This window comes from Caulobacter sp. Root655, assembly GCF_001427665.1.
Taxonomy (GTDB): Bacteria; Pseudomonadota; Alphaproteobacteria; order Caulobacterales; family Caulobacteraceae; genus Caulobacter.
In genome coordinates this window covers 137,678-151,351 of the sequence record NZ_LMHC01000001.1, presented here as the reverse complement: position 1 = coordinate 151,351, position 13,674 = coordinate 137,678, and the positions used below count along the sequence as shown (strand labels likewise).

Annotated in this window: 11 protein-coding genes; 6 read left to right on the top strand and 5 right to left on the bottom strand. The window is 68.1% G+C overall.

All coding sequences use genetic code 11. The features are described from left to right. Positions 1–78 precede the first annotated feature (78 nt). A complete protein-coding gene (locus ASD79_RS00750; RefSeq protein ID WP_200952260.1) occupies positions 79–2,226 on the bottom strand; it encodes a M3 family metallopeptidase in 2,148 nt (715 codons plus the stop codon). A gap of 228 nt (positions 2,227–2,454) precedes the next feature. On the opposite strand from ASD79_RS00750, the gene ASD79_RS00745 reads away from it, so the two are divergent. The 3 genes from ASD79_RS00745 to ASD79_RS00735 all read left to right on the top strand — a co-directional run bounded on the left by ASD79_RS00745 (position 2,455) and on the right by ASD79_RS00735 (position 4,594). Then, positions 2,455–3,306, top strand: coding sequence for a glutamate racemase (locus ASD79_RS00745; RefSeq protein ID WP_056719122.1), 852 nt, complete (start codon positions 2,455–2,457; stop codon positions 3,304–3,306). Between the two features lie 197 nt (positions 3,307–3,503). Beyond that, positions 3,504–4,031, top strand: a complete 528-nt coding sequence (locus ASD79_RS00740) for an SRPBCC family protein (RefSeq protein WP_056719121.1) — start codon at positions 3,504–3,506, stop codon at positions 4,029–4,031. Between the two features lie 11 nt (positions 4,032–4,042). Next, a complete protein-coding gene (locus ASD79_RS00735; RefSeq protein WP_056719119.1) occupies positions 4,043–4,594 on the top strand; it encodes a cysteine hydrolase family protein in 552 nt (183 codons plus the stop codon). A 36-nt stretch (positions 4,595–4,630) separates the two neighbouring features. On the opposite strand, the gene ASD79_RS00730 is transcribed toward ASD79_RS00735, so the two are convergent. The 4 genes from ASD79_RS00730 to ASD79_RS00715 form a co-directional block, all read right to left on the bottom strand. Further along, on the bottom strand, positions 4,631–6,295 hold the full coding sequence (locus tag ASD79_RS00730; protein ID WP_056719114.1) for a hypothetical protein: 1,665 nt from the start codon (positions 6,293–6,295) through the stop codon (positions 4,631–4,633). Between the two features lie 219 nt (positions 6,296–6,514). Beyond that, positions 6,515–8,680, bottom strand: a complete 2,166-nt coding sequence (locus tag ASD79_RS00725) for a prolyl oligopeptidase family protein (RefSeq protein ID WP_056719113.1) — start codon at positions 8,678–8,680, stop codon at positions 6,515–6,517. Between the two features lie 106 nt (positions 8,681–8,786). Next, on the bottom strand, positions 8,787–9,575 hold the full coding sequence (locus ASD79_RS00720; RefSeq protein ID WP_056719112.1) for a potassium channel family protein: 789 nt from the start codon (positions 9,573–9,575) through the stop codon (positions 8,787–8,789). Positions 9,576–9,615: 40 nt separating this feature from the next. Then, positions 9,616–10,491 (bottom strand): hypothetical protein, encoded by an 876-nt coding sequence (locus tag ASD79_RS00715; protein WP_056719111.1) that lies wholly within the window; start codon positions 10,489–10,491, stop codon positions 9,616–9,618. A gap of 144 nt (positions 10,492–10,635) precedes the next feature. Between ASD79_RS00715 and dapF the strand changes: the two genes are divergently transcribed. The 3 genes from dapF to mtaB are packed head-to-tail and all read left to right on the top strand — an operon-like array spanning position 10,636 to position 13,672. After that, entirely contained in the window at positions 10,636–11,505 is an 870-nt protein-coding gene (dapF, locus tag ASD79_RS00710) for a diaminopimelate epimerase (protein WP_056719110.1), read from the top strand. Beyond that, a complete protein-coding gene (locus ASD79_RS00705) occupies positions 11,502–12,347 on the top strand; it encodes an SDR family NAD(P)-dependent oxidoreductase (protein WP_056719108.1) in 846 nt (281 codons plus the stop codon). Before dapF ends, ASD79_RS00705 begins: the two co-directional genes overlap by 4 nt. Beyond that, the gene (gene mtaB, locus ASD79_RS00700) at positions 12,344–13,672 is read left to right on the top strand and encodes a tRNA (N(6)-L-threonylcarbamoyladenosine(37)-C(2))-methylthiotransferase MtaB (RefSeq protein WP_056719106.1); all 1,329 of its coding nucleotides are present in this window, start codon (positions 12,344–12,346) and stop codon (positions 13,670–13,672) included. Before ASD79_RS00705 ends, mtaB begins: the two co-directional genes overlap by 4 nt. Positions 13,673–13,674 lie beyond the last annotated feature (2 nt).

Sequence of the window (13,674 nt, the reverse complement as noted above, 5' to 3'; positions counted from 1 at the left end):
AGATATATCTGAAAATGATCGAACGGAGCCGGGGACATGCGCATGCGCATGTCCCCGATCCAGTCGTTGGCGCCGCCCCTACGCCCCCGGCGGAACCGGAAAGCCGCGGTTGCGCATCAAGGCCCCGATCTTCACGTCGCGGCCGCGGAAGCGGCGGAAGGCCTCGCCGGCCTCGATGGTGTTGCCGACGCTCATGATGTCGTCGTGCAGGCGCTTGGCCAGCGCCTTGTCGTAGAAGCCGCCCGGCGCCTCCTCGAAGGCCTCCGCGGCGTCGGCGGTCAGGGTGTCGGCCCAGATGTAGTTGTAGTAGCCGGCCGAATAGCCGTCGCCCGAGAAGATATGGCCGAACTGGGTCGGCCGGTGGCGCATGACGATCTCCGACGGCATGCCGATCTCGGCCATCGTCGCCGTCTCGAAAGCCGCCGGGTCGATGGCCTGGCCCCCCGTACCCCACTGGGCGGCCAGGTGGATCTTCATGTCGTAGATCGCCGAGGACAGGTATTCGACGGTCGAGAAGCCCTGGTTGAAGGTGTGGGCCTTCTCGATCTTGGCCACCAGGTCGTCGGGGATCGGCTGGCCGGTCTGGTAGTGGACGGCGAACTTGGTCAGCACCGGCTTGGTCGGCAGCCAGTGCTCGTTCAGCTGGCTGGGGAACTCGACGAAGTCGCGGGCCACGTTGGTGCCGGCCAGGGTCGGGTAGTTCACGCTGGAGTTCAGGCCATGCAGGGCGTGGCCGAACTCGTGGAACAGGGTGACGGCGTCGTCCCACGAGATCAGCACCGGCTCACCGGGCTTGCCCTTCACGAAGTTGCAGTTGTTGGAGACGATCGGCGTCACCACGCCCTTGAATTTCTCCTGGGTGCGGTACTCGCTCATCCAGGCGCCCGACTGCTTGCCGGCTCGGGCATAGGGGTCGAAGTACCACAGGCCGACGCGCTCGGCGCCCTTGGTCACCTCCCAGACGCGGACGTCCGGATGGCAGACCGGCACGTCGGTGACCTGGGTGAAGGTGAAGCCGTACAGCTGGCCGGCCGCCCAGTGGATGGCCTCGCGCAGCTTCTCCAGCTGCAGGTAGGGCTTGACCACGTTCTGGTCGAGGTCATACCGCGCCTTGCGGACCTTCTCGGCGTAGTGCCGGTAGTCCCAGGGCGCGATCTTGAAGGTGGCGCCTTCCGCGTCGGCGACCTTCTGCATGTCGGCGACCTCTTCGTGGACGCGGGCCGCGGCCGGCTTCCAGACCTGCATCATCAGGTTCATGGCCGCGTCCGGGGTCTTGGCCATGTTGTCGGCCGTGATCCAGTGGGCGTAGGTCGGAAAGCCCAGCAGCTGGGCTTTCTCGGCTCGCAGCTTGAGGATGTCGGTGATCACCGCCTTGTTGTCGTTGGCGTTGCCGTTGTCGCCGCGCGACACCCACATCTTCCAGCCCTTCTCGCGCAGGTCGCGACGATCGGAATAGACCAGGAAGGGCTCCATCGACGAGCGGGTGTTGGTGAACAGCCACTTGCCCTTCTGGCCCTTCTCCTCGGCCGCCGCGGCCGCGCCGGCCCGGATCGAGTCCGGCAGGCCGGTCAGGTCGGCCTCGCTCTCCAGCGTCAGGACGTAGTTCTCCTCGTCGGCCAGCTCGTTCTGGCCGAACTTGGTGTAGAGGCTGGCCAGCGCCTGGTTGATCTGGCCCAGGCGGGCCTTCTTGGCCGCGTCCAGCGCCGCGCCCTGGCGGGCGAAGTTGTTGTAGATCACCCAGGCCAGGCGCTTCTGCTCCGGCGTCAGGCCGCTGGTCTCGCGGGCGTCGTAGACCGTCTTGATGCGGGCGAAGAGCTGCTCGTTCTGGACGATCTCGTCGTTGAACGCCGCCAGTTTCGGCGTGGTCTCGGCCTCGACCTTCTGCATGGCCGCGTCGTTCATGGTCGAGGTGAAGACCCCGAACGGAGCATAGACCCGGGCCAGCGCCCGACCGGAATCCTCCAGCGCGGCGATCACGCCCTCGAAGGTCGGCGCCGAGCGCTTGGCGGTCAGGGCGAAGATCTTCTGGCGCTGGTCGGCCATGGCGGCCTCGAAGGCGCCGGCGAACAGTTCGGGCCTGACCTTGTCGAAGGGCGGCACGCCGCCGTGGGGGCCGGTCCAGGGCGCGACCAGCGGGTTTTCGGCCGGGATGGGGGAGGTGGCTTTGGCGGTCATGGGCATCAGGGCCGTGGCGCTGGCGGCGGCGAGAAAGGAGCGACGCTTCAAGGTGGGACTCCGAAAGGACGAACCTCGACCCTAGAGCGCCCGGTCGCGCGCGCGGAAGCGATTTCACGACGAAACCGTCCCGCGAACATGAATTCGACGACAGGATTCGCGTAACGCCATGGCGCACGGGGACGTTTCATGCCCCGGCGCCGGATTCGCGCCGCCCCTGCACCGGAATCTCAAACGCGCCGCGTGGACGGCCCGGCGACCGCGCGCTAAGCCTGGGGCATGTCCATCGGCGTCTTCGACTCCGGCGTGGGAGGCCTCACGGTCCACCGCGCCCTCGTGAACCGTCTGCCCCAGGCGGACTTCATCTATCTCGCCGACCAGGCCAACGCCCCCTATGGCGGCCGGCCGGGCGAGGAAATCGTCGACCTGACCCGGGCCGGCTGCGAGCGGCTGTTCGACGCCGGGGCCAGTGTCGTCATCCTGGCCTGCAACACCGCCTCGGCCATCGCCCTGCGCCGCCTGCAGCAGACCTGGCTGCCGGGCTACCGCAAGGCCCTGGGCCGGCCGGTCAACGTGCTGGGCATCATCGTCCCGACCATCGAGGCGGCCACCGGCCTGCCCTGGGAGCACGAGGCCGAGCGGCGCGGCGAGAAGGTCGAGCAGCTGGACGTCCTCGGGGTGTTCTCGACCCCCGGCACCACCGCCAGCCGGGTCTACGAGATCGAGATCGACAAGCGCCGCCAGGACGTGGCGGTGTTCTCCGAGCCCTGCCCCAACCTGGCGCGGATGATCGAGGCCGACGCCGGGGCCGTGGAGCTGGCCACCGAGGTCGAGCGCCATGTCCAGCAGCTGAAGACCCGCATTGGCCGCTATCCCGACCGGGCGATCCTGGGCTGCACCCACTACGAGATCGTCGCCGACATGTTCCGCGCCGCCCTGCCGGCCGGCACCCCGATGATCCAGCAGCCCCAGGCCACCGCCGACGCCCTGGAGCTCTATTTCCAGCGCCACCCGGAGCTGAACCCGGGGACCGGCGGCGGCCGGACGTTCCTGACCACCGGCGCGCCGGGCCCGCAGAACGGCCTGGTCGAAAGCTTCTGGGGCGGCCCGCTGCGGTTCGAGGCAGCTTAGGCGACGAAAAGTCCTCCCCTGTGGGGGAGGCGATCGCGCGGCGATCGGTGGGGGGCGGTTTTGGGTCGTCGACCCTGCCAGTGGCCACCACCCGAATGCTCCCCCCTCCGTCGGCTACGCCGACACCTCCCCCACAGGGGGAGGACCTTGACGGTTGGCGCCGCCCGGCCGACGGTTCCGCGGCCGGGAGGGACCCCATGAAACACCTGCTCATCGCCGCCGCCCTGGCGCTGACCGCCACAGCCACTCACGCCGAAGTCGTCGACGCCACGCCGGGCGGCTTCGAGGTCAAGCGCACGGCCGTGCTCAACGCCCCCGCCGACAGGGTCTACGTGGCCCTGACCCAGCCCTCGGCCTGGTGGAACAAGGACCACACATGGTCGGGTTCGTCGGCCAACCTGTCGCTGTCGGCGATGTCCGGCGGTTGCCTGTGCGAGAAGCTGCCGAATGGCGGCTCGGTGCTGCACATGAGCGTGGTCTACGCCCAGCCGGGCCGGGGCCTGCGCCTGTTCGGCGGCCTGGGGCCGCTGCAGATGAGCGGCGCGGCCGGCCACCTGAGCTGGGCCCTGTCGGAGAAGGACGGCAAGACCACCCTGGTCCAGACCTACGACGTCGGCGGCTACATGAAGGGCGGACTGGACAAGATCGCGCCGGCGGTTGACGGGGTGCTCAACGAGCAGCTCGACCGGTTGAAGGCCTATGTCGAGACGGGGAAGGCGCCGTAGAGACCCCGACCATGTCGTCCGGCCTGATCGTCATCGACATGATCAACGACTTCCTCGACCGGGCGGGCCAGGATCGCGGCGCCGGGATCGTCGCGAGGACCAATGACCTGGCGACCGCCTTTCGCGCTCGCGGCCTGCCGGTGATCTGGGTCCGCCAGGCCTTTCGCGCGGACCTCTCCGACGCCTTCCTCGAAATGCGCGACAAACAGATTTCAATCTCGATCGAGGGCACGCGCGGCGCCGAGATCGACAACCGCCTCGACCGCCGGCCGGAAGACCTGGTGTTGGTGAAGAAGCGCTACAGCGCCTTCTTCGGGACCGATCTGGATTCCGTTCTGGCCGCGCGCGGCATTGGCGAGGTGACGCTGGCCGGCGTCAACACCCATGCCTGCGTCCGCACGACGGCCATCGACGCCTATCAACGCGACCTGCGCGTGATCCTCGCCACCGACTGCCTGGCCTCGCATGACCCGGCGCACGCCGAGATCTCGCTGCGCTACATGGACGGCAAGATCGGTCGCGCGATGAGCAACGCCGAGGTCATCGACCGGCTGGGACGGTAGACGCCTCGGACAGGGCCGAGGCGTCGTTGGCGACCCCTACTGCCCGCCCGTCTGGTAGCTGGCCTTCTGGCTGGGCAGCCAGGAGAAGTCGGCGGAGAGCTGGCCCGATTGCGCGCCCGTGCCGGTCTTCGGATCATAGCTGGTCCAGATGCCGGCCGACGAGTGGCAGCCCATGCAGCTCTCCGACTGGAAGGTCAGGGTGTTGGGGTGGTCCGACTTGACCAGCGGCGGCGGCTTGTTGTTCAGGGCCGAGTTCCACACCGGCGGCACGGCGGGGCAGTTGACGCCCGCCGGCCGTTCCTCGCCGTGGCAGGCCTGCTGGTTGCCAGTCTGGAAGTAGGTTTCCATGGTGACGTTGGTCAACATCACCGGCGTGGGATTGCCCCCGGGCTTGTTGGTGATCGCGTTGGGCAGGCCGCCATTCCAGGACGACGGCGCGGCCTTCGGGTTGGTCGGCCACTGGGTGTCGATCAGCTGGTAATACTGCCAGACCGAGCCAAGCTGCTTCAACACCGCCTGGGCCTGGGCGTTGAGAGCCAGCTTGTCGCCGGGGATCGGGATGGCTCGCGAGACCTGGGTGGGGATGCGCGGATAGACGCCATTGACCTGCTGGGGCAGCTGGTTGACCGCGCAGATTGGGCAGTTGGGATCGAAGAACGACGGGGCCAGCTTGGGGTGGGCCACCGGGTCGACGTCGAGGTTGTCGACCTGCTCGAAGGTCGACCAGATCCATTGCGGCGAGGTCGTGCTCTTGTGGCCGATGTGCAGGCCGACCAGGCCGACGATGACCTTGCGCTCCACCGGCTGGCCGTTCGGTCCCTGGTCCATGACCACCGCCGGGTTGGTGTAGAAGCGGCCGAAGTCGTCCTTGCCCGGCTTGAGAATCCGCCAGGCCAGCTTCAGCTCGAACGACCCGCTCCAGTCCTGTTGCGGCGTGCCCGTGGGCATGTCGACCTTGCCGCCGGCCTTGGAGAACGCGACCTGGCCGTTGATGTTGTAAAGGCCCTTGTCGCAGAGATAGCCGACCTCGTTGGGGTCGATCATGATCTCGTAGAAGACGAACTCGCCGTTCTGGTCGATCAGCGGGCCGGTGAAGGCCTGGTCGATCTCGCTGAGATTGGCGGCGTTCAGCTCGCCCACCGCCGAGACCACGCCCAGGAAGCGGGTCCCGCGCGGGTCGGCGTTGGCCGTGGCCTGGGCCGAGAAGGCCGCCAGGCCCTTGCTGACCGGCTTGGCCAGGCCGCGGCTCAGGACCAGCGTCCTGGCCTTGGGCTCCAACCCGCAGGCCACGGGCCGCGCGCCGTCGGTCTGGTAGATGTCGGCCGAGTTGTGCCACAGCGTCCAGCGCGGAGCGCCGAACCGGGTGTCGGTCAGGGACGGCGCGGCCTGGCCCTGGTTGTTGGTCGGCCAGGCGAGGGCCAGGAACATCTGCCAGGAATAGAGGTCGAACTCGCGCTGGACCTCCGCGAACTTCTGGGCCTTTTCGAGCGCGGTCTTCAGCGTGATGTCGACGTCGCCCGGCATCTGGGGCGTCAGCTTCGGCGCGAAATAGGGGAAGGCCTGAAGATAGGCCGGCTTGGGCGGCGGCGCTGCGCCGATCGCGCCGGCGGCGAACAGCAGACCGCCTCCGCCCGCCAGGCCCACCAGGGCTCCGGCCAGCGTCCGCCAGCCGATCTTCAGTCCCGCGATCGAGATTTTCATCACACCCCTCCGCCCATCGGCCGGGGTTCTCGCACGGCGGCGCCATGCGGGTTCGCCCAAGCCCGACCGTACGGTGGCCAGAGCAAGGGCGAGTCGTCAATATTTAATCTCTATAGTAGAGCGCCGTCCGCGTTCCTCGCATAACCACAGTTGCCCGGCGCAAGGCCGCGAATGACGGTGAGAGGGAGTGCGAGGAGTCGGACTCAGGGGCCCTTGGCGTCAATCCATCAGCTTCTTCGACAGGTAGACATATTCCAGGGCCTGGCGACGGGCGGTCTCTGCCAGGTTGGCGCTGGCCGCGTGGCCGCCGTCGATGTTCTCGTAATAGAGCACCGGATAGCCCAGTTCCTCCAGCCGGGCCGCGGCCTTGCGGGCGTGGGCCGGGTGGACGCGGTCGTCCTTGGTCGAGGTCTCGATGAACACCTCGGGGTAGTGCTGGCCGGCCTTGAGGTTGGAATAGGGGTCATACCTGGCGATGACGGCCCGCTCGCTCGGTATGGCCGGGTCGCCGTACTCGCCCACCCACGAGGCGCCGGCCCCGATCTGGCTGTAGCGGATCATGTCGAACAGCGGCACCTGCACGACGACGGCGTTGTAGAGTTCGGGCCGCTGGGTCAGGGCCACGCCCATCAGCAGGCCGCCATTGCTGCCGCCCATGATTCCCAGATGGCGGGGCGAGGTGATCTTGCGGTCGATCAGGTCCTGGGAGACGGCGTAGAAGTCGTCATAAGCCTTCTGCCGGTTCGCCTTCAGCGCCGCGTCGTGCCAGGCGGGGCCGAACTCGCCGCCGCCGCGGATGTTGGCCACGACATAGGTCCCGCCGCGCTCCAGCCACAGCTTGCCCATCACCCCCGAATAGGCCGGGGTCATCGACACCTGGAAGCCGCCATAGGCGTAGAGCAGGGTCGGGGCCTGGCCGTCGTACTTCACGGCCTTGGGCCGCACGACGAAATAGGGGATCTTCGTGCCGTCGGTGCTGGTGGCCTCGAACTGCTCGACCACGTGGGTGGAGGCGTCGAAACGGGCCGGCGAGGCCTTGACCTGTTCCAGCTTCAGCGAGCCGGCGTCGGCCAGCCAGTAGGTGGTGGGCGCCAGATAGCCGGTGACGCTGACGAACAGCCGCTCGTCCTTCTCGGAGGTCGAGCCCAGGCTGATCGTGGAATTGGCCGGCAGGTCGAACTTCTGGTGCGTCCAGCCCTTGGCGCCGTGGCTGTAGGCGTGGGCGACCCCGGTGACGTTGTCCAGCAGGCCGACGATCAGCCTGCCGCGGGTGGTGGTCACCTGCTCGACCGACTGCCTGGCCGTCGGGCGCAGCACCAGGGTGGCCTGGGCCTTGGCCGGCTCGGCCTTCAGCGCCTTGAGGTCGAAGCTGATCAGGTCGCCGGTCTTGAAACCCTTCTCGGCCCAGTCCTGCTCCAGCGACAGCACCAACTGGCCGCTGACATAGCCCTGGATCGAACTCTTCAACGGGAAGGGCAGTTTCGCGGCGCCCTGGTCGGTCAGCAGATAGGTCTCGCTCTCGAAGAAGCTGACGGCGCGATAGGCCAACACCGCCTGGACGACGCCGTCGCTGTCGCGGATGACCGAGGGGCCGGCCGAGACGTCGTCGGGCGTGCCGCGATAGACCTCCGTGGCCGAGGCCAGGGGCGTTCCGCGCTTCCAGCTTTTGACCACATAGGGATAGCTCGACTTGGTCACCTGGCCCGGCTCCCACTCGCGGGCCACCAGCAGGGTGTCCTGGTCCAGCCAGGTGACGTTCTGCTTGCCCTCGGGCAGGTCGAAACCGCCGGGGACGAAGGCCTTGGCCGCCGTGTCGAACTCGCGGATCGTCACCGCGTCCTTGCCGCCGTTCGACAAGGTGACCAGGCAGCGGGTGTCGTGCGGCGGCAGGCACTGGGCGCCCTTGAACACCCAGTTGGCGTTCTCGGCCTTGGACAGGGCGTCGATGTCGAGGATCGTCTCCCACTGGGGGTCAGCGGTGCGGTAGCTCTCCAGCGCGGTCTTGCGCCACAGGCCGCGCACGTGGTCGGCGTCCTGCCAGAAGTTGCGCAGGAAGCCGTCGCCGGCGAACGACACGCCCGGCACCCGGTCCTTGGCGTTGAGGATGGCCAGGGCCTGGGCTTCCAGCCCGGCGTAGCGCGGATCGCCCTGCAGCTTGGGCAGGGTCGCGGCGTTCTGGGCCTTGGCCCAGTCCATGGCGCGGGCCCCCTCGATCTCCTCCATCCACTTGTAGGGGTCGTTCTTGCCCAGTTCGGCCAGCGGGGTGCGCGCCTCGGTGTCGGCGGCGGCGACCGGATCGGCGGGCTGGGCGGCTTGGGCGGAGGTGCTGAGAACGGGGGTCATGAGGCTCGTGGAGGCGAGGAGAGCGAGAAGCAGGCTACGCATCTAGGGATCCATCGGCTGTCGTGACAGATGGGCCGCCTCGCGAGCGAAGCGGCGCCTTGATCGCGACGGTAGAGGAAAACCCGTCCGGCGCCAGGGGAGCCGGCGGTCAGTCCCCGTCATTGGGAATGTTCAGCACCGTGCCGCAGGCCTTGCAGTGGACGGCGTCCGGGTCGTGGCGGCGCAGGCCGCAGCACGGGCAGGCAAAGCTCACCTTGTGCGGCCGCAGGATCGACTGGATCAGGCCGATGAACAGCGACACCCCGCCCAACATCACCGCCATCGACAGCAGCTTGCCCCACACCCCGGGCAGGGTGACGTCGCCATAGCCGGTGGTGGTCAGGCTGGTGACAGTGAAATAGAGGGCGTCGACATAGCCGCCGATGCCCGGGTGGCGCCCGGCGAAGCTGGAATAGACGAAACCGGTCACCACGAAGACGAAGGTCACCAGGGTGACGGCGGCGCGGGTGATCTGCTCGACCCGGGTGTCGTCATAGCGCCGGCCGATGGTCCGCCAGAAGAACTCGCTGTGGATCAGGGTCCACAGCCGCACCACCCGCAGGAAGCCGAGGTTGAACAGCCAGGCGGGGAACAGCAGGGTGGTCAGCACGAACAGGTCGACCCAGACGACCGGTTTCTTCAGCCAGGCCTTGATGTCGCCGTGGGCGATGGCCCGAGCCGTCAGGTCCAGGGCCAGGAACGCGGCGATCCCGTAGTCGATCAGATAGAAGGTCAGGCCGTGACGGCGCATCAGCGGCGCGGCGATGAAGAAGGCGATGATCGCCAGGTCGATGACGATGATCCCGTAGCGGAACCGCACCGAGGCGGGCGACGCGCCGTGATAGAGCGCCCGCAGCCGGGCTTTAAGGCGCAGGCCAGAGGGTTCAGCGGCTCTCAAACCAGATACTTCCTGCTCTGCGGTTGGAGGTGAGTGACATCTACATCTGCAGTGGAATCGGATCTGCGATTTCCTCGTGCTCAATGAACAGCTTTTCCACCCTTAGGATGCCCCACCCTTTGGCCCCAACGCCACGATAGCCCGCCGTGGCCTTGATCATTCTCAATCCCCTGCGCTCGCCTTCAGCCGTCGTGATCATGATTTCGTAGCAGCGCTTTTCCACCAGGCAGTCTTCGGCGTTGGCGGAGACGATACGATCGCTATCGAGCGACGACAGAAGTCGGACTGTATTGGCGCAGTCGGCGGCTTGTTCGCAGTCGACGGGAAAGGACAGTTTTCCCGACTGCGCGTCGGCCTTGGTCGTGGCGAAGATCAGGCCGATATCCGAAGCCACTCGTCCGTCCGGTGCGTGGAAATAGCCATCCCGAAACGGAAAATCTTTTGCGCATCGCATGGCGAAGGCCGCGTCATCTTGATCGGCGTTGAGGTCCAGGTTGCCTCGGATCTTGTAAATCGACCTGACAGACACGTCTTTCACGGTCGCATTGGCGCCTTCATCCTGGTTTGCCGGCTCCTGCCCCACATCCATTTCGAGCGCGACCACTGTGGCCTCGCAAACGCCGCTCCAGCCTGGGCGAGGCGTGAACGCCAAGCGCAAACCGCTGAGGCTCTTGTCGATATTGTCTGGAAGGCCCTTTGGCGGGAGGCCCTGGATATCGACGACATGTTCCGACGCCAGCAAGAAGCCTCGCTGAGCCAGGGTGCGCGTCGATAGCTCGCGCGCCTCGGCGAGCGTGAGCGGCGGTATCACGCGCGGTTGGTGAGCTGACAGCTTCGCGACGCCCATGAACGCCGCTGACGTTATGGCGCCCCCGACGAACAGCCCGATAAGAAGCCAGATGGAAGATCGAACCACGCGCCGTTCCAGATTGAAGGACCCCGAATGTCCAGCCTTTCGGAAACGACGACAACCGTTTCGTCGCACAAGTGAGCGGGCGTGACTTCTGCGTCACCCCAACCCCTGACGCTAGCGCGAGTTTTCCACTATATAGCCCGGACCATGAGCCGCACCTTTCTCAAGATGAACGGGCTGGGCAACGACTTCGTCGTGCTCGAGACCGCCTCCCAAGCCTTCAATCCGACGGCGGAGGACATTCGCGCCATCGCCAAGCGCCCAAGCCAGGATGGGGGCGAGGGCGGCATTGGCTGCGACCAGGTCATCGCCATCGATCCGCCGAGAGCGGAGGGCGCGAGCGCCTATGTGCGGTTCTGGAATTCCGACGGCGAGGAGACCGGGGCCTGCGGCAACGGCACGCGCTGCGTGGCCTGGCTGCTGATGGAGTCGGCCAAGAAGACGTCCGTGGCCTTCGACACCGTGGCCGGTCGGCTGTCCGGCGTGATGGCCGGCGACAAGCTGGTGACGGTCGACATGGGCCAGCCGGGCCTGCGCTGGGACCAGATCCCGCTGGCCGAGGAGATGGACACCCGGGGGATCGAGCTGCAGGTCGGCCCGATCGACGCGCCGGACCTGCATACCCCCGGCTGCGTCTCGATGGGCAATCCGCACGTGGTGTTCTTCGTCGACGCCCCGGCCACCGACGAATTGGCGCGCGGCACGGGCTCGCTGATCGAGCACCACCCGCTGTTCCCCGAGGGCGTCAATGTCGGCTTCGCCCACATCGCCGCCCGCGACCACATCCAGCTGAAGGTCTGGGAACGCGGCGCCGGCCTGACCGCCGCCTGCGGCACCGGGGCCTGCGCGGCCCAGGTCGCCGCCGTGCGCCGGGGCCTGACCGACCGTGTCGCCAAGGTCGAGTTCGAGAGCGGCGCCCTGACCATCGAATGGCGAGAGTCTGACGGCCACGTGATCATGACCGGTCCCGTGACCCTGGAATTCACCGGCAAGCTGCCCGAGAAGGTCGCGGCATGAGCGTCCATCCCGCGCCCCTTCATCCCGCGATCGGGCCCGGCAAGACGGCCGTGATCACCGGCGCGGCCGACGGCATCGGCCTGGCCGCCGCCCAGACCTTCGCTGGTCTCGGCATGAACGTGGTGATGGCCGACATCATGGGCCGCGCCCTGAACAAGGCCGCCGACGCCATCGGCGAGAACGCCCTGGCCGTGCCGACCGACGTCGCCGACCGCGCGGCCGTCCAGGCCCTGCGCGACGCGGCCGTCGACAGGTTCGGCGCGGTCGACGTGCTGATGAACAACGCCGGAGTCGGCGGCGGCGGCGACGCCTTCTCGGGCGAAGACCCCTGGAAGCGGATCCTCGACGTCAATCTGTGGGGCGTGATCAACGGCGTCCAGCTGATCGGCGAGGAGATGGCCGCCAGCGGCCGTCCGGGCCTGATCATCAACACCGGCTCCAAGCAGGGGATCACCCAGCCGCCGGGCGCCACCGCCTACAATGTCAGCAAATCGGCGGTGAAGGCCCTGACCGAAGGCCTGGCCCACACCCTGCGCGAGATCGTCGACTGCCGGGTCGACGCCCGCCTGCTGATCCCCGGCTTCGTCCACACCGGCATGACCCGGCGTGGCGGCGACAAGCCGGCGGCCGCCTGGACGCCACGACAGACCGTCGACTTCATGCTGGAAAGCATCGCGCGCGGCGATTTCTACATCCTCTGCCCCGACAACGACGTGCCCCGTGCGCTGGACGAGAAGCGCATGGCCTGGGCCGTGGGCGACATCATCGAAGGCCGCCCGGCCCTGTCGCGCTGGCACCCCGACTGGAAGGACGCCTTCGCGGCGTTCGTGGACAAGCCGTGACCTTCGTCGTCGCCCCCTCCAAGCCCAAGCCCGCCCCCGCTATCGGCGAAGAGGGCGGTCCCGCGACGGTGTCCAACGGTCCCGACGACGTCGCCATCGTCACCTTCGGCTGCCGACTGAACGCCTACGAGTCCGAGGCCATCCGGGCTCGGGCCGCTGCCGACGGGCTGTCGGACGCGGTGGTGTTCAACACCTGCGCGGTGACCAACGAGGCCGTGCGCCAGGCGCGCCAGGCGATCCGCAAGGCGCGTCGCGAGCGGCCGGACGCCCGGCTGATCGTCACCGGCTGCGCCGCCCAGATCGACCCCGCCGCCTTCGCCGCCATGCCCGAGGTCGACCTTGTGCTGGGCAACGCCGAGAAGGCCGCGCCGGGCGCCCTGCTCGACACCTCCACCCGCGTGCGGGTCAACGACATCATGTCGATCAAGGAGACGGCCGGCCACCTGATCGCCGGCCTCAAGGACCGCGCCCGGGCCTATGTCGAGGTCCAGAACGGCTGCGACCACCGCTGCACCTTCTGCATCATCCCCTATGGCCGGGGAAACTCGCGTTCGGCCCCGGCCGGCGAGGTGGTCGACCAGGTCCGCCGCCTATCGGCCGAGGGCTACCGCGAGGTGGTGCTGACCGGCGTCGATGTGACGTCGTGGGGCGCCGACCTGCCGGGCCAGCCGACCCTGGGCCAGCTGGTCGGCCGCATCCTGCGTCTGGTCCCGGACCTGCCGCGCCTGCGTCTGTCGTCGATCGACGCCGCCGAGATCGATCCGGACCTGTTCAAGCTGCTCGAGACCGAGCCGCGCCTGATGCCCTACCTGCACCTCAGCCTGCAGGCCGGCGACGACCTGATCCTCAAGCGCATGAAGCGCCGCCACAGCCGGGCCGACGCCCTGAAGCTGGTGGCCAGCGTCCGGGCCGTGCGCCCCGACACCGCCTTCGGCGCCGACCTGATCGCCGGCTTCCCGACCGAGAGCGACGAGGCGTTCGAAAACACCCTGAAGCTGGTCGAGGAGGCGGGCCTGGCCTTCCTGCACGTCTTCCCCTACAGCGCCCGTCCCGGCACCCCGGCCGCGCGGATGCCGCCGGTCAAGGGGCCGGTGATCAAGGACCGCGCCCGGCGCCTGCGCGAGGCCGGCCAGGCTGGGCTGGAACGGCATCTGGACCGCCAGGTGGGCCGGGTGCTGTCCGGCCTGGTCGAGCGCGACGGCGTGGCCAGGGCCGAGGACTTCACCGAGATCGCCTTCACCGGCCCCGCGCCGCAGGGCGAGATCGCCGCCTTCCGCGTCACCGGCCATGACGGCGCCCGGGTGATCGCCGAGCTCGCCGCCTGAGG

Coding starts and splice junctions, on each gene's coding strand:
- ASD79_RS00730 (WP_056719114.1), bottom strand. CDS start 6,295: ATGAAAATCTCGATCGCGGGACTGAAGATCGGCTGGCGGACGCTGGCC.
- ASD79_RS00735 (WP_056719119.1), top strand. CDS start 4,043: ATGTCGTCCGGCCTGATCGTCATCGACATGATCAACGACTTCCTCGAC.
- ASD79_RS00705 (WP_056719108.1), top strand. CDS start 11,502: ATGAGCGTCCATCCCGCGCCCCTTCATCCCGCGATCGGGCCCGGCAAG.
- ASD79_RS00740 (WP_056719121.1), top strand. CDS start 3,504: ATGAAACACCTGCTCATCGCCGCCGCCCTGGCGCTGACCGCCACAGCC.
- ASD79_RS00745 (WP_056719122.1), top strand. CDS start 2,455: ATGTCCATCGGCGTCTTCGACTCCGGCGTGGGAGGCCTCACGGTCCAC.
- dapF (WP_056719110.1), top strand. CDS start 10,636: ATGAGCCGCACCTTTCTCAAGATGAACGGGCTGGGCAACGACTTCGTC.
- ASD79_RS00725 (WP_056719113.1), bottom strand. CDS start 8,680: ATGCGTAGCCTGCTTCTCGCTCTCCTCGCCTCCACGAGCCTCATGACC.